The organism is Paenarthrobacter sp. (assembly GCF_031180005.1).
GTDB lineage: Bacteria > Actinomycetota > Actinomycetes > Actinomycetales > Micrococcaceae > Arthrobacter.
Genome location: NZ_JAPSHI010000006.1, coordinates 44,756 through 59,610 on the forward strand (window position 1 = coordinate 44,756; position 14,855 = coordinate 59,610).

The 14,855-nt window shown below is 63.4% G+C and carries 12 protein-coding genes; 10 read left to right on the plus strand and 2 right to left on the minus strand.

Annotation, left to right across the window (positions count from 1 at the left end; genetic code table 11):
• Window positions 1-6 precede the first annotated feature (6 nt).
• The 8 genes from RIF72_RS06365 (at window position 7) to RIF72_RS06400 (ending at window position 9,043) form a co-directional block, all read left to right on the plus strand.
• On the plus strand, window positions 7-1,749 hold the full coding sequence (locus tag RIF72_RS06365) for a nitrite/sulfite reductase (protein WP_309074011.1): 1,743 nt from the start codon (window positions 7-9) through the stop codon (window positions 1,747-1,749).
• Window positions 1,746-2,498 (plus strand): phosphoadenylyl-sulfate reductase, encoded by a 753-nt coding sequence (locus RIF72_RS06370; protein ID WP_309074012.1) that lies wholly within the window; start codon window positions 1,746-1,748, stop codon window positions 2,496-2,498. Before RIF72_RS06365 ends, RIF72_RS06370 begins: the two co-directional genes overlap by 4 nt.
• Window positions 2,495-3,556, plus strand: a complete 1,062-nt coding sequence (cysD, locus tag RIF72_RS06375) for a sulfate adenylyltransferase subunit CysD (RefSeq protein WP_309074013.1) — start codon at window positions 2,495-2,497, stop codon at window positions 3,554-3,556. The genes RIF72_RS06370 and cysD overlap by 4 nt, the downstream gene beginning before the upstream one ends.
• Window positions 3,557-4,969: a GTP-binding protein gene (locus tag RIF72_RS06380; RefSeq protein ID WP_309074014.1), complete on the plus strand. Its 1,413-nt coding sequence runs from the start codon at window positions 3,557-3,559 to the stop codon at window positions 4,967-4,969. It abuts the gene before it with no gap.
• A gap of 98 nt (window positions 4,970-5,067) precedes the next feature.
• Window positions 5,068-6,021, plus strand: a complete 954-nt coding sequence (gene mmuM / locus RIF72_RS06385; RefSeq protein ID WP_309074015.1) for a homocysteine S-methyltransferase — start codon at window positions 5,068-5,070, stop codon at window positions 6,019-6,021.
• 150 nt (window positions 6,022-6,171) lie between these two features.
• A complete protein-coding gene (locus RIF72_RS06390) occupies window positions 6,172-7,320 on the plus strand; it encodes an ABC transporter substrate-binding protein (RefSeq protein WP_309074016.1) in 1,149 nt (382 codons plus the stop codon).
• Between the two features lie 60 nt (window positions 7,321-7,380).
• On the plus strand, window positions 7,381-8,112 hold the full coding sequence (locus tag RIF72_RS06395) for an ABC transporter ATP-binding protein (RefSeq protein ID WP_309074017.1): 732 nt from the start codon (window positions 7,381-7,383) through the stop codon (window positions 8,110-8,112).
• Window positions 8,102-9,043: an ABC transporter permease gene (locus RIF72_RS06400; protein ID WP_309074018.1), complete on the plus strand. Its 942-nt coding sequence runs from the start codon at window positions 8,102-8,104 to the stop codon at window positions 9,041-9,043. The genes RIF72_RS06395 and RIF72_RS06400 overlap by 11 nt, the downstream gene beginning before the upstream one ends.
• Window positions 9,044-9,168: 125 nt before the next feature.
• Here RIF72_RS06400 and RIF72_RS06405 read toward each other — a convergent pair whose 3' ends face one another.
• On the minus strand, window positions 9,169-9,789 hold the full coding sequence (locus RIF72_RS06405) for a DUF305 domain-containing protein (RefSeq protein WP_309074019.1): 621 nt from the start codon (window positions 9,787-9,789) through the stop codon (window positions 9,169-9,171).
• 702 nt (window positions 9,790-10,491) lie between these two features.
• On the opposite strand from RIF72_RS06405, the gene RIF72_RS06410 reads away from it, so the two are divergent.
• Complete coding sequence (locus RIF72_RS06410) at window positions 10,492-11,049, plus strand: dihydrofolate reductase family protein (protein WP_309074020.1); 558 nt, start codon at window positions 10,492-10,494, stop codon at window positions 11,047-11,049.
• A gap of 35 nt (window positions 11,050-11,084) precedes the next feature.
• Window positions 11,085-12,122 carry an LLM class flavin-dependent oxidoreductase gene (locus tag RIF72_RS06415; protein WP_309074021.1) on the plus strand — a complete coding sequence of 346 codons (1,038 nt, stop codon included), beginning with the start codon at window positions 11,085-11,087 and terminating at the stop codon, window positions 12,120-12,122.
• Here the strand turns inward: RIF72_RS06415 and RIF72_RS06420 are convergent.
• Window positions 12,119-14,836 carry an aminotransferase class I/II-fold pyridoxal phosphate-dependent enzyme gene (locus RIF72_RS06420; RefSeq protein WP_309074022.1) on the minus strand — a complete coding sequence of 906 codons (2,718 nt, stop codon included), beginning with the start codon at window positions 14,834-14,836 and terminating at the stop codon, window positions 12,119-12,121. The two genes, RIF72_RS06415 and RIF72_RS06420, sit on opposite strands and share 4 nt — an antisense overlap.
• Between the last annotated feature and the right edge of the window lie 19 nt (window positions 14,837-14,855).

Consider the following 14,855-nt stretch of genomic DNA (forward strand, 5'->3'; position numbering starts at 1 on the left):
CGATGTATGACAGATACAGCTGTAGCCGGTGCGTCCTCGGACACCGCAGTCCCCTCGCGTCCGGCGCGCACCCGCCCTGCCGCCAAGCCCCACGGCCAGTGGAAGGTTGACGGCACCGCACCGCTCAACGCCAACGAGACCTGGAAGCAGGAAGATAACGGGCTGAACGTCCGTGAGCGGATTGAGTCTGTCTACTCCAAAGAGGGCTTCGATTCGATCGACGGCACCGACCTTCACGGCCGTTTCCGCTGGTGGGGCCTCTACACCCAGCGCAAGCCCGGGATCGACGGCGGCAAGACGGCAACGCTTGAACCGCACGAGCTCGAAGACAAGTACTTCATGCTGCGCGTTCGCATCGACGGTGGGGCGCTGACCACTGAGCAGCTTCGCGTCATCGGCCAGATTTCCGTGGACTTCGCCCGCGGCTCGGCCGACCTTACGGACCGCCAGAACATCCAGTTGCACTGGATCCGCGTTGAGGATGTGCCGGAGATTTGGCGCCGCCTCGAGTCCATCGGCCTGTCCACCACCGAGGCCTGCGGCGACGTTCCCCGCGTCATCCTTGGCTCCCCGGTTGCGGGCATCGCCAAGGACGAGATCATCGATCCCACCCCGCTGATCCACGAGCTCGCCGAGCGTTTCATTGGCGACCCCGAGCTGGCGAACCTGCCGCGCAAGTACAAGACGGCCATCACGGGCCACCCGTCCCAGGACGTGGTGCACGAGATCAACGACTTCGCCCTGGTAGGCGTTGTCCACCCCGAGCTCGGTGCCGGCTACGACCTCTGGGTTGGCGGCGGCCTGTCCACCAACCCGCGCCTGGCCGAACGCCTTGGCGTGTTCGTCTCAGCTGACGTTGCCGCTGAAGTATGGCTCGGCGTCACCAGCATCTTCCGCGACTACGGTTACCGCCGCATGCGCACCAAGGCCCGCCTGAAGTTCCTTATGAACGATTGGGGCCCGGCCAAGTTCCGCCAGATCCTTGAAGACGAATACCTCGGCTTCCAGCTTCCGGATGGTCCTGCCGCTCCCAAGCCCACGGCTCCCGGCGACCACATCGGCGTTCACGAGCAGAAGGACGGCAAGTTCTTCATCGGCGTGACCCCCACTGTGGGCCGCACATCCGGCGAGGCCCTTGTCACGCTTGCGGACACCTTGGAGAAGCACGGAAGCTACCGCCTGCGCACTACTCCTCACCAGAAGCTGGTCATCCTGGACGTCGCGAAGGAGCAGGTTGAGCCGCTCATCGCAGAGCTGGACACCTTGGGCCTCTCGGCTCGTCCGTCCGTATTCCGCCGTGGCACCATTGCCTGCACGGGCATCGAGTTCTGCAAGCTGGCCATCGTGGAAACCAAGGTCACGGCAGCAACGGCCATCGCTGAGCTGGAGCGTCGCCTGGCCGACCTCGTGGAGACCAAGCAGCTGCCCTCGGCACTGTCCCTCCACATCAACGGCTGCCCGAACTCCTGCGCACGTATCCAGACGGCCGATATCGGCCTGAAGGGCATGATGCTGCCAACGCCCGACGGCGACCCCACCCCGGGTTTCCAGGTCCACCTCGGTGGCGGGCTGGCTAACAACGAGCGCGAGGAAGCCGGCTTGGGACGTACCGTCCGCGGCCTCAAAGTCACGGTGGAGGACCTGCCCGATTACGTGGAGCGAGTGGTCCGTAAATTCGTCGCCGTGGGCGCCGAAGGCCAGACCTTCGCGGAGTGGGCGCACTCGGCAGATGAAGGAGATCTCCAATGACAGATCCCGTCACCATAACCAACCTCGCCAGTGCAGCCGCACGGCCCGCCCTCCGGTCACACGAAGAGCTCAAGGCATTGGCCGAGGCCGGCGCCGCTGAGCTCGGCTGGAACGCCCCGGCTCGGGACGTCATCGCCTGGGTGGCCCGCAACTTCGAGCTGCCCACAGTGACGGTTGCCTGCTCCATGGCCGACGCCGTCCTGCCGGCTTTGGTCGCGGACCAGCTTCCCGGCGTCGACGTCTTGTTCCTGGAAACCGGCTACCACTTCAAGGAAACGTACGAGACCCGCGACGAAGTCGCAGCGAACCTCCGCGTCAACGTGGTGGACGTCCTTCCGGAGAACACCGTGGAACAGCAGGACCGCCTTCTGGGCAAGGACCTGTTCGCCCGGGACCCCGCACAGTGCTGCGCGCTGCGCAAGGTTCAGCCGCTGCGCCGGTCACTGGCCGGCTACGAGGTGTGGTTCACCGGTGTCCGCCGCGACGAGGGTCCCACCCGCACCAACACGCCCGTGGTCACCTGGGACGAGGGCTTCGGCCTGGTCAAGGTGAACCCGATGGTCGACTGGACCTTCGATCAACTGATCGAGTACTCCGAGGACAACATCCTTCCCGTCAACCCCCTCCTGAGCCAGGGCTACCCGTCCATCGGCTGCCAGCCCTGCACCCGCAAAGTGGCTCCGGGCGAAGACCCCCGCGCCGGCCGCTGGGCAGGATCCGACAAGACAGAATGCGGACTACACACATGAGCACTCAAACCACCAACGAGGAACTGGAGCTGGACGTGCTGGAAAGCGACCTAGAGACGCCGTCTGCCGCCCAGGGAGTGGCATCGGGCCTGTCGGAGCCGCGCGCTGGGCTGATCGAAGATCAGCCGCGCGGCGTAGGGGCGGGGGCGGCAGACGGCGGCTCGTCCCGCCTGAGCTCACTGGACACCCTCGAGTCCGAGGCCATTCATATCATCCGCGAGGTTGTTGCCGAGTTCGAGAAGCCTGCGCTGCTGTTCTCCGGGGGCAAGGACTCTGTGGTCATGCTGCACCTGGCCACCAAGGCGTTCTGGCCGGGCAAGGTTCCCTTCCCTGTGCTGCACGTGGACACGGGCCACAACTTCCCGGAGGTCATCGACTTCCGCGACCGCACGGTTGAGCGCCTGGGCCTGAAGCTGGTTGTCGGCTCTGTGCAGGAATTCATCGACCGCGGTGAGCTGGCCGAGCGTGCCGACGGCACTCGCAACCCGCTGCAGACCGTCCCGCTGCTGGACGCCATCCAGCGCAACAAGTTCGACGCCGTGTTCGGCGGCGGCCGTCGCGATGAGGACAAGGCCCGCGCCAAGGAGCGCATCCTGAGCCTCCGCGACGAGTTCGGCCAGTGGGATCCGCGTAACCAGCGTCCTGAGCTGTGGAATCTGTACAACGGCCGCCACACGGTGGGCCAGCACGTCCGTGCGTTCCCCATCAGTAACTGGACCGAGCTGGACATCTGGCGCTACATCGAGCGCGAGAACATCGAGCTCCCTGGCCTTTACTACGCCCACGAGCGTGAGGTTTTCGCCCGAGACGGCATGTGGCGTGCAGTGGGCGAGGTTTCCGAACCCCTGCCGCACGAGGAAGTCATCACCAAGCTGGTTCGCTACCGCACGGTGGGCGACATGTCCTGCACCGGTGCTGTGGAATCCGATGCACGCACTGTGGCCGACGTCGTTGTTGAAGTCGCTGCCTCCACCCTGACCGAACGTGGCGCCACCCGAGCAGATGACCGCATCTCCGAGGCAGCCATGGAAGACCGCAAGAAGGACGGCTACTTCTAAATGAGCACCGAAACCGCACTCCTGGACGCCGGACTCAACTCCGAAGCGCTTCCCTCTACGCTCTTCCGCTTCGCTACCGCCGGCTCGGTTGACGACGGCAAATCCACTTTGGTGGGCCGCCTCCTTCACGATTCCAAGGCGATTCTTGCTGACACGCTCGACGCCGTCGCCCGCACCTCAGCGGACCGCGGCTTCGGCGGCGAAAAGGGCGGGATTGACCTCGCCCTCCTGACTGACGGACTGCGTGCCGAGCGCGAGCAGGGCATCACCATCGATGTGGCTTACCGCTACTTCGCTACGGACCGCCGCAGCTTCATCCTGGCGGACTGCCCCGGCCACGTTCAGTACACGAAGAACACGGTGACCGGCGCGTCCACTGCGGATGCCGTCGTCGTACTTATCGACGCCCGTAAGGGCGTGCTGGAGCAGACCCGACGGCACCTGTCCGTGCTGCAGCTGCTGCGTGTTGCCCACGTGATTGTTGCCGTGAACAAGATCGACCTCGTTGATTTCAGCGAGCAGGTGTTCCGCGACATCGAAGCCGACGTGCAGAAGGTTGCCCGCGAGCTTGGCTTGGGTTCCGATGGCGTTGCTGACCTGCTGGTGGTTCCCGTTTCGGCCCTTGATGGCGACAACGTGGTGGACCGCTCGGAGCGCACGCCCTGGTACACCGGTCCTGCGCTGCTTGAGGTTCTCGAAACCCTCCCGGCTGCTGACGAGCTCGAGGCCGAACTGGAGAGCTTCCGCTTCCCGGTTCAGTTGGTGATCCGTCCACAGGGTGCCCTGGCTCCGGATGCTGTTGCTGCCGGGCTGAATGTTGAGGCCTACCGCGATTACCGTGCTTACGCCGGACAGATCACTGAGGGCTCCGTAAAGGTTGGCGACGAAGTATCCGTCATCAGCCCGGGCCACGAGCCGCGCACCACCACGGTGATCGGCATCGACTTCGCCGGCCAGTCGCTGGACGAGGCCGCGGCGCCGCAATCGGTGGCCGTCCGTTTGGCTGACGAGATCGACATCGCCCGCGGTGACACCATCGCTGCTGCCGGGACTGTCCGTGAGAGCACAGCTGACCTGTACGCGTCGTTGGCATGGCTCTCGCCCAAGCCGTTGCGTGAGGGCCAGAAGGTCCTGGTGAAGCACGGTACGCGCACGGTCCAGGCTTTGGTCCGCAACGTCACCGGAAAACTGGACCTGGCCACGTTCAACGTGGAGCCCGCGTCCAACCTTGAGCTCAACGACATCGGGCACGCACAGCTCAGGTTGTCAGCTCCCTTGCCGCTGGAGAACTACCTGCACCACCGGCGCACGGGTGCTTTCCTGGTGATCGACCCCATCGACGGCAACACACTGGCCGCCGGTTTGGTCAAAGACCACCCGGGCGACCACGAAGACGAACGTTACGTCATCTAGGGTCACACGTAGTCACATAACCGCAGCTTGTTCGCGACTCCTCACGCTGTACGGCGGGAATCTCGAACAGGCTGCGGTTTTCTTTTTGGGAAGGACCCATGCCACAGAACACCACGCTCAGCACTTATTTGGCCTCCGGCAAGGACCTTGTCCTGGACGGCGCCTTGGCCACGGAACTGGAGGCTCACGGCTGTGACCTGGAGGACGCGTTGTGGTCGGCCAAGGTCCTGCTGGAACAGCCGCACCTGATCAAGCAGGTCCACCGCGACTACTTCGACGCCGGAGCCTCCGTGGCCATCACCGCCAGCTACCAAGCCACGCCGCAGGGATTCGCGCGGCGTGGGTTGCCTGCTGCGGAGTCTTTGGAACTGGTGGCGTTGAGTGTCCGGCTGGCCGACGAAGCCCGCCAGGAAGCCGTGGCGGAGGGCTCTGCGAGCGGACCGCTTATGGTGGCGGGATCCGTGGGTCCCTACGGCGCCTACCTCGCTGATGGCTCGGAGTATCGGGGCGATTACACGCTTTCCGCCGCGGAATTCCGGGACTTCCACCGCCCCCGCATCGCTGCGTTGGTGGAGGCCGGCGCGGATTTCCTGGCGTGCGAGACGCTGCCGTCTTACGCTGAAGCGGAGGCGCTCCTGGCGCTCGTGGCGGAGTTCGACGTCGAATCCTGGTTTACGTTCACGCTGCGGGACAGCGGCCACATCAGTGACGGAACGCCACTGGCGGACGTGGCTGCGCTTCTCCGCGCGGAACCGCGCGTTGCCGCCGTCGGCGTTAACTGCGTGCCGTTGGAACTGGTGACGGATGCGCTTGGGACCCTGCATAATGCTACGGATGCGCCGTTGGTTGCGTACCCGAACTCCGGTGAGACTTACGACGCCGTGACCAAAACCTGGGGTCCATCCGCCAGCGGGCCGGGGGAGGGGACACTGGCAGGCAACGCGGCCGGGTGGCGGGGAAACGGTGCCCGGCTGATCGGTGGCTGCTGCCGCACAACCCCGCGAGACATTGAAGCCCTGGCGGCGAATATGACGCCAAGTGACCCTGCGTGAACCTTGGTTTCTACGGGATTGAAGCGTAAATATGACAGTCCCTACTGTGAAGGCATGACCTCTTCGGACTGGTCCTTCTTTGCCCATGATGGGCGATGTCACAGGGCCTGAACAACGCCCTCCGCATCCCGCACCTCCTAAGGAACCTTCATGGCAAACACGCCCGAATCACAGAAACCCAATCCCGGCACCGTCCGGATCGTCGCCGGCCAGAGCAACAAACCCAAACGCCGCCGTGCCGTTGAGATCGCGCTGGCCGTTGGCCTGGTCCTGCTGATCGGTGCAGGCGCTGCAGTAGCTTCCGCAGTTTCCCGCGGCAATGAGACTGCGCCGGTTCCCACGGCGTCACCCGCCGCTGAGTTGAAGCTTGGCTATTTCAGCAACGTGACCCACGGCCCGGCGCTGGTGGGCACCAGCCAGGGCATCATCGCCAAGGAACTTGGCGATACCAAGCTCAGCACCCAGGTCTTCAACGCCGGCCCCGCCGCGATCGAAGCCCTGAACGCCGGCGCCATCGATGCCACGTACATCGGTCCGAACCCGGCCATCAACTCCTATGTCAAGAGCAACGGCGAGTCCATCAGCATCATCGCCGGTGCCGCTTCCGGCGGTGCCCAGCTGGTGGTCAAGCCGGAGTTCAACTCGGCTGCGGACCTCAAAGGCAAGGTCCTCAGCTCCCCGCAGCTCGGCGGGACCCAGGACGTGGCCCTCCGCGCCTGGTTGGGTGACCAAGGATTCAAGACCAACACCGACGGCAGCGGCGACGTCAATATCAACCCGACCGAAAACGCCCAGTCGCTGAAGCTCTTCACCGACGGAAAGCTCGACGGCGCGTGGTTGCCGGAGCCGTGGGCGTCCCGGCTTGTACTCGAGGCCGGAGCGAAGGTCCTGGTGGACGAGAAGGATCTGTGGGAAAACGGCGACTTCACCACCACCATCCTGATCGTGAACAAGAAGTTCGCTGCCGAACACCCTGAGACGGTAAAGGCGCTGCTCAAGGGCCATGTGGAATCCGTGAAGTGGTTGAACTCGGCCTCGGCTGAAGAGAAGGCCACCACCATTAACGCTGTCCTCAAGGACACTGCAGGCAAACCGCTTCCGGGAGACGTCATTGCACGTGCTCTCCAGAACATCACGTTCACAACGGACCCGCTGGCGGGAACCTACCCCAAGCTTCTGCAGGACGGCGTGGACGCCGGCACCACAAAGCAGGCCGACATCAACGGCATCTTCGACCTCCGCACTCTGAACGAGGTTGAAGGCAACAAGACCTCAGCTGCAGGACTCGGCCAGGACTAAGCAGCAACAGGCTGGTCTGCAGCCACATCAGCTCTACCAATCAACACGAAGGACGGGACCATGCCAGTCGTACTCGAGAACCTGGGCAAGCGCTTCGGCGACGGCGCCCCGGTGCTGGACGACGTCAACGCCACCATCGCTCAAGGCGAGTTCGTCGCCCTCCTCGGTGCGTCCGGCTGCGGTAAGTCCACCTTGCTGAACATCATGGCGGGACTGGAACCGCCGACGTCGGGCGCTCTTGAAGTACCCAGCGACGGCGCTGCCTTCATGTTCCAGGACGCAGCCCTGTTCCCGTGGCTGACGGCGCGGGGCAACATCGAGCTGGCTTTGCAGTTGGCGGACAAGTCCAGTACTAAGGCGAGCCGGCGTATCCGTGCCACTGAACTGTTGGAACTGGTGCACTTGGGTGGCGCAGGGGATAAGCGTCCCCACGAACTGTCCGGAGGCATGAGGCAGCGCGTTGCGTTGGCCCGTTCCTTGGCTCAGGACCGGCAGTTGCTGTTGATGGATGAGCCGTTTGCTGCCCTCGATGCGATCACCCGCGACCTCCTCCACGACGAACTCGAGCGGATCTGGAAGGAAACGGGTCGGACCATCGTGTTCGTTACCCACAACGTGCGCGAGGCTGTCCGTCTGGGGCAGCGCGTGCTGCTGTTGTCCTCGCGTCCAGGCCGTGTGGTGGCTGAATGGGATGTCACGGAGGAGCACCGCACTGATGCCGGCCGCGCTGGGGAGCTGACCGGAGTTATCACCCGCCGGCTTCGCGAGGAGATCCGCCGCCATGCCAAGTAACCCCACCACCGAAGAGCGGACCCTTCCCGTGACTGAATCCAAAGAGCACATCACCTCGCCGTCGCTGAAGGGCAACGCCTCCGAGCTCCGGGACCTTGAAGCCGGCCTGGACAACCTTCAGTCTGACAGCGGCGGTAAGGCCGGCATTGACTGGAAGCGGGTGCTGTTGCCCGTTGCCGCACTGGCTGTCCTGATCCTCGCGTGGCAGTTCTACGTTTCACTGGAGTTCAAGCGGCGCGACCTCGTTCCCGGGCCGCTGGATGTCCTCACCCAGTTCGTGACCATGTGGGGTGAAGGCAAAGTCCAGGAAGCAGTGTGGACATCACTGCAGCGTGGTGTGGTCGGCTTCCTCATTTCGGTGGTCATCGCTACTCCCGTGGGGTTGATCCTGGCTCAGGTGGCTCCCTTGCGCCGTGCGTTCGGGCCGCTCATTTCCGGATTGCAGGTGCTCCCTTCCGTGGCCTGGGTTCCCGCCGCGATCATCTGGTTCGGCCTGACCGACGCCACCGTGTACTTTGTGGTGTTCATGGGTGCCATCCCCTCCATCATCAACGGGCTCATCTCAGGTGTGGACCAGATCCCGCCGCAGTACCGCAGCGTGGGTACAGTCCTTGGTGCGAACCGGCTCCAGATGGCGTTGCAGATTGTCCTGCCCGCAGCTCTTCCCGGCTACATTGGCGGTCTGAAGCAGGGTTGGGCCTTCTCCTGGCGCTCACTCATGGCCGCGGAAATCATCGCAGTGGGCGGCACCATCGGCTTCGGACTTGGCTCGTTGCTGGATCAAGGCCGGATCCTTTCCGACATGACAATCGTGATGTCCGCGATCCTGCTGATCCTGTTCGTGGGCATTCTGATCGAGATTCTGGTGTTCGGGCCGATCGAGAAGCGTTTGCTGCAGCGTCGGGGTTTGCTGGCGGGCAGCAGCCGGTAGGTCCTGGCAGGCGGGCGCACCCGTTCTTCGCTGAGTCAGCACCCTTCTGACGCCAACAGAACGAACACGCAAAGGCCCGACGGCGACCTCCCGCCGTCGGGCCTTTGCGTCACCAAACCGTGAGGTTATAGTCCGGCCAGGAGATCCTGCATTTCCCGATTCTCGGCTTCCTGGGCAGTGACAATGTCTTTGCCAAGCTGAACGGCTTCGGGATTCTTGCCTTGGCTGATCTCTGTCTTGGCCATGCTGACGGCGCCTTCATGATGCGCGATCATCTGTGTCAGGAAGAGCTTGGCAGCTTCCACGCCTTGGGCGTCGTTGAGTTTCTGTAGCTCGGCGTCGCTCAGCATCCCGTCCATGCCGTGACCGCCATGGCCGTCCGAGGGCATGGTGACGTCCTCGTTCCAGCTCTTGAGCCAAACCGTCATCTTCGCGATCTCGGGTGCCTGAGCTTCTTTGATCTTGACGGCCAGGGCCGTTACTGCGGGCGGGATGCCAGCCTTCGCCAGCATGGCGTCGGACATCTCCACCGCTTGGGCGTGATGGGGAATCATCATCCGGGCGAACATGGTGTCTGCTGCGTTGTGCCCGGCGTCGCTGCTGTTCGCTGAAGGGTGCGCGGAAGCGCCGGAACCTCCGTGGTCCATGCCGGGCATGGAATCGGACCCGGAGTTGGTGGCACAACCAGCCAGCGCAATCAGGCTTGCGATAGCGGCGCCGGTAAAAATGAAGTGTGTCCTACTCATCAGAAAAACGTCCTTTGCCAATTCAGGCGGCCGTCTGTCAGCCGCCGAGGGGTAAGCAGATGGTGAAGGGTTAACCGGCCCACCAGTCGCGGGCCGCGCCAGTGCTTACGTGCGGCTGATGCAGAGCTTCCCGGGTGTAGGACCGAGGGGCTGGTAGGACCAAGAGAGGGGCAGAACATGAAGTTCCCGTGAGGCAGGGATTACGCCGACAGCAACGGCTGGAGGCGGAGCGGCCAGGGAACCTGTTTGTAGCGAAGGGATGCAGTTGGTGGCCGCCGCCTCGGTACAGGAGCAACTTCCAGACGTGCACTTGTCCGCTTCAGCAGGCGAACTCCCATAGGGCTGCGGAGTCCCATGGAGCTGCGGAGTGTGGTGCCCGTGGGGCGTAGGTTCGGCAGCTATGACAGGTGAAGCAGGGTTCGCAGGGTGGGTGCCATGAGATCCACTGACCACGTGCATTCCGAAAATGCCCGTAATGACAGCTGCTACCAGAAGCAGTAGCGATGCCTTCCGGAGGAAGGTTAGGGGCCCGAGGCCGGCCGCAGGGGTTTGAGGGGACGTCGGCCAATTCACGATGCTCCACTACCTCCTTCGCGGTCCCTCTGCGGATGTTCCAGACAGCAAGAGTATACCCCCGGTGGGTATGCAATTCGACAATGCTCTACTCTATGCTCGATTTCCTTCGACGCCTAGAATCGTCGGATGGGCCTTCTAACGTTCAGCATCAACGTCACGCTCGATGGCTGCGTCGATCATAGGGAGGGCATCGCCGATGACGAGACGCACACCCACTTCACCCGCCTCCTGGACCAGAGTGGGGCAATGCTCTGGGGCCGTACTACTTACGAAATGATGGAGGACTACTGGCCGTTGGTTGCCCGCGGCGAGGTGGACGCACCACCAGCCCTACGCGAGTGGGCGCTTAGTCTGGAGACCAAACCCAAGTACGTCGTATCGGCAACGCGGAGCGTCTTCCCATGGACCAACAGCCATCACCTGGTCGGTGAGTTGCGCACGGTGGTGAAGGAACTCAAGGACAAGACTCCAGACGGTGTGCTCGTGGGCAGCGGCAAACTTGCCACGGAACTGGACCGACTCGATCTGATCGACGAGTACAAATTCCTCGTCCACCCCATGATCACCGGCCACGGCCCCACCCTGTATCAGGGCGGACTGCCCGGCACCCGGCGCCTGGAGCTGATCTCGGCCGATCCGCTCAGCAACGGTGCGGTGGCCATGCACTATCGACGGGCTGATTGAGGAATTACCACACCGCTCGACGTGTTGTCCCGAACATGCACAACAAACGGATCGGCTTCCTTTCCTTCGGACATTGGGCACGTGTCCCGGGTTCCCTCGTACCAACGGCCGGAGAAGCACTCAAGCAGGGAATCGAACTGGCGGTGGCCGCCGAGGAGCTAGGTATAGACGGCGCGTTTTTCCGAGTCCACCACTTCGCCCGGCAGCAGGCCTCGCCCTTCCCGTTGCTTGCAGCCATCGCAGCCCGAACCACGCGCCTTGAAATGGGCACCGGCGTGATCGACATGCGCTACGAGAACCCGCTGTACATGGCCGAGGAAGCCGCGGCCACGGACCTCATCAGCGACGGCCGTCTGCAGCTAGGCGTGAGCCGTGGTTCACCGGAACCCGCACGGAACGGGGCCGCGAACTTCGGGTACGTCCCGGAAGACGGTGAAGACGGCGGCGACATGGCCCGACGCCACACAGCCCTGTTCCGCAAAGCGGTTGCCGGGCACGGCGTTGCCGAAGCGGATCCCCATTACGCCGGCGGAGCCACAGGTCTGTTGCCCATACAGCCCCAGTCTCCCGGCCTCCCGCAAAGAATCTGGTGGGGCGCCGGAACACGGAAAACAGCCGTTTGGGCAGCCGAGCAAGGCATGAACCTCATGAGCTCCACCCTTCTCACCGAGGACACTGGTGTGCCCTTCGACGAGCTGCAGGCAGAGCAGATTCAGATGTTCCGCGAGGCGTGGGCCGCAGCCGGACACGACTTTGAACCCAGAATTTCCGTGAGCCGCAGCGTGATCCCCATTGTGGACGACGTCGACAACCACTACTTCGGCCTCCGCGCCCAAGCGGACAGCCAGGACCAGGTAGGAATTCTCGACGGCGCGTTGTCCCGTTTCGGGAAGAGCTACATCGGCGAGCCGGACGCCCTGGCTGAAGAGCTGGCCAAGGACGCCGCAGTCCAAGCGGCAGACACCGTCCTGCTCACGGTACCCAACCAGCTGGGCGTGGATTACAACGCAAAGCTTTTGGGCAACGTCGCGAAACACATCGCCCCGACGATCGGGTGGAACGCGAAGGCCTAGGAAGCCACCGCCGCCAGCCCGGCAACCGAAAACGAGACAGGCTCAACGAAAACCCGATACCCGCGTTCGTGATCGAATCCATGGATTTCGCGGGTGTCCAAGGCATCCATGAATTGAAGGGTCTGCCGGGTGATCACTTGCCCCGGGACCAGGATGGGGAAGCCCGGAGGGTACGGCGTGACGAAACCTGCCGAGACCACTTCCTGTCCCGTGGAAACCGCTGCAGCTACTTCAGCCGCGGAAAGGTAAACAGTGGAATCTGGCTTGTAGCTCTCAAAGTAAGCTGCCCGGATATCCCCGTCCTCGCAGGCATCGTCAACACGGAAGCGCGCGGCAAACGTGCTGAAGTCCGGGAGCGGGGGAGTCCGCCGGGGAGCCCCGGACTCCGCGGGGAGCGTCCGCCGTCGCGCAGAAGGATGTGGATTCTCGAAACCCTCGGCCAGCTTTACCAGGACCTCGATCAGGTAGGCCACGGAGCTGCGGGAGGTGCCGATGTTGGTCATGAACAGCACAGTGTTCCGGGACGTTTTGTTCACCTGGATGCCGTGATCGTCCATGAGGTAGCTGTGGCGGAAAGTATCGCCGTCGATCCCTGTCTTGCTGATGTCCAGTGTGAGCCGGCTGGGATCGATGACGAACTCGTCCCGCTGCCAGGCATCCTCCAGTTCAGCCAGCCCATCCCGCAGCGGCATGCTGGAGCTGGTTTCGCGGTATCGCCCGCCGATGAGGTCCCGCGACGTCAGTACCCGGAAGTACTTCTTCAGCAGGGGATGCCTGGCGACGGCCTGGGCCACAGATACCGCAAGGTCGGATTGGCGTTGAACCAGGCCGAAACCTTCCAACTCCACCTGCCGCCTTCCAATGTCCAAGGACGCCAGAATCTGGTAGTTCGGTGACGTAGAGGTGTGCGTCATGTAAGCCTCGCGGAACGACTCCTGGTTGGAGCCGGCGAAATCCTGATCGAACACGTGGATCATGGAACCCTGCCGCAAGGATGTCAGGGTCTTGTGCGTGGACTGCGTGGCGTAGACCCGGATCCGCGCCTTCGCGGGATCGGGAATCAGCCGGGTGTTCACCCAAGCATCGTCATCCACGGGTTCGCCGGTGACCGGGTCATGCAAGGCGGCCGCCTGTTCGGCGTACCGGGCAGCGTAGGCAGGGCTGTGGAACGAGGCCTCCAAAGCGGCAGCAGCTGCCATGCCGGTTCGACGGCGGTACACCGGGTGGGAGCGGGCGAAGGCAAACCACGCCTCGTCCCAGAGGAAAACCAAGTCCGGTTTGATGGCCAGGCATTCCTCCATGACCCTTTCGACGTCATAGACAACGCCGTCGAAAGTGCAGTTGGTGAGGGTCACCATCTTCACCTCATGGAGCCTGCCTGCCCGCCGGTACTCCAGGAGCCTGCGTTTCAGGCTCGCCAGGGGAACAGCGCCATAGAAGGCGTACTTGTCCAAGGGGTAGGCGTCCAAGTACGAAACGCGGGCACCGGCGAGCACGAAGGCGTAGTGGTGCGACTTGTGGCAGTTACGGTCCACCAAGACAACGTCGCCGGGAGCAAGCAGCGATTGATGCACGATCTTGTTGGCCGTGGACGTGCCGTTGGTAACGAAGTACGTTCGCTGCGCCCCGAATGCACGGGCGGCCAGCTCCTGTGCCCGTTTGATGGATCCGTGAGGATCCAGCAGTGAGTCCAGCCCGCCCGAGGTGGCGGAGGTTTCGGCCAACAGCAGGTTCGTCCCATAAAAATCGGCCATGCCCCGGATCCACGGCGAACTCCCGACGGAAGCGCCCCTGGAAATCGGCAGGGCATGGAAGACGCTGGCCGGGCGGCGGCTGTAATCCTGCAACGCGGTGAAGAACGGGGTTTCATAGCGTTCCGCCACCCCGGAAAGAAGTGACAGATGCAGGTCCAAATGATCCTGCCTGCGGAAGATCCGCCGGAACTTCCTGGTGAGTGATCCCGCCAGTGATTCGATGGAGACCCCTGCCACCAGGTAGACGTCCAGCTCGGGCCGAAGCGCTGAGATGGCGTCGGCCAACCCAAGGATCCGCTTGATGGGCCGCGAGTCCTGCAAGTCCGCGGAGGTATGCCGGGCCAGGAAGCGACGGAGGTCACTGCCCAGCAGATGTGAACTCCGGAGTGCGAAACCCGGGCGCAGGACAACAGCCTGGATAGCGGGGTTCAGCATGACGGCAACCAGGGCATCTTCGTAGCTGGGAACCACGTTGACGGTGTAAGTGAAAGCATCAGAGGGCCGCCTCTGCGCAGCCATGGTGTTCTTCAGTGCTTCGGCTTCGTCAGGGTCAACGGTGTCAACCACCACTACCTCAAAGCGTGGCCGCTCAGCCGGCTCGGACTGGTCAACAGCTTCGTCTTCCACCGTCTCCCCGCGCGGCGCCGCAGCCGCTTCCCCCAAGGAGGCGAGCGGAAGGTTGGACAATCCGCCCAGAAGCTGGAGCGCGGCCTGGGGTTCGCCGTCGTCGATCAACTGGCGTAACTGGACCACGGCGCCGACTCCCGGTTCTGCCCAATACGGTTCCACCGACATCAGGAGGGCAAAAGTCCGATCGATCTGGGACAGCAGACCGGACTCCTGGTGTCGGGCTGATGCAAGCTGCCTGAGGGCGTATCCCAAGAACTCCCACGCATCGGCACGGGACCGCCATGCCCGGCTGGGAGTGCCGATTTTGAGGGACGGGGAGGGGTTGCTCATGTGTTTCACTTTCAAACTC

Bases quoted from the DNA above. Each gene is read 5' to 3' on its own strand.
- RIF72_RS06365 (WP_309074011.1), top strand. From the start codon at position 7: ATGACAGATACAGCTGTAGCCGGTGCGTCCTCGGACACCGCAGTCCCC.
- RIF72_RS06370 (WP_309074012.1), top strand. From the start codon at position 1,746: ATGACAGATCCCGTCACCATAACCAACCTCGCCAGTGCAGCCGCACGG.
- cysD (WP_309074013.1), top strand. From the start codon at position 2,495: ATGAGCACTCAAACCACCAACGAGGAACTGGAGCTGGACGTGCTGGAA.
- RIF72_RS06380 (WP_309074014.1), top strand. From the start codon at position 3,557: ATGAGCACCGAAACCGCACTCCTGGACGCCGGACTCAACTCCGAAGCG.
- mmuM (WP_309074015.1), top strand. From the start codon at position 5,068: ATGCCACAGAACACCACGCTCAGCACTTATTTGGCCTCCGGCAAGGAC.
- RIF72_RS06390 (WP_309074016.1), top strand. From the start codon at position 6,172: ATGGCAAACACGCCCGAATCACAGAAACCCAATCCCGGCACCGTCCGG.
- RIF72_RS06395 (WP_309074017.1), top strand. From the start codon at position 7,381: ATGCCAGTCGTACTCGAGAACCTGGGCAAGCGCTTCGGCGACGGCGCC.
- RIF72_RS06400 (WP_309074018.1), top strand. From the start codon at position 8,102: ATGCCAAGTAACCCCACCACCGAAGAGCGGACCCTTCCCGTGACTGAA.
- RIF72_RS06405 (WP_309074019.1), bottom strand. From the start codon at position 9,789: ATGAGTAGGACACACTTCATTTTTACCGGCGCCGCTATCGCAAGCCTG.
- RIF72_RS06410 (WP_309074020.1), top strand. From the start codon at position 10,492: ATGGGCCTTCTAACGTTCAGCATCAACGTCACGCTCGATGGCTGCGTC.
- RIF72_RS06415 (WP_309074021.1), top strand. From the start codon at position 11,085: ATGCACAACAAACGGATCGGCTTCCTTTCCTTCGGACATTGGGCACGT.
- RIF72_RS06420 (WP_309074022.1), bottom strand. From the start codon at position 14,836: ATGAGCAACCCCTCCCCGTCCCTCAAAATCGGCACTCCCAGCCGGGCA.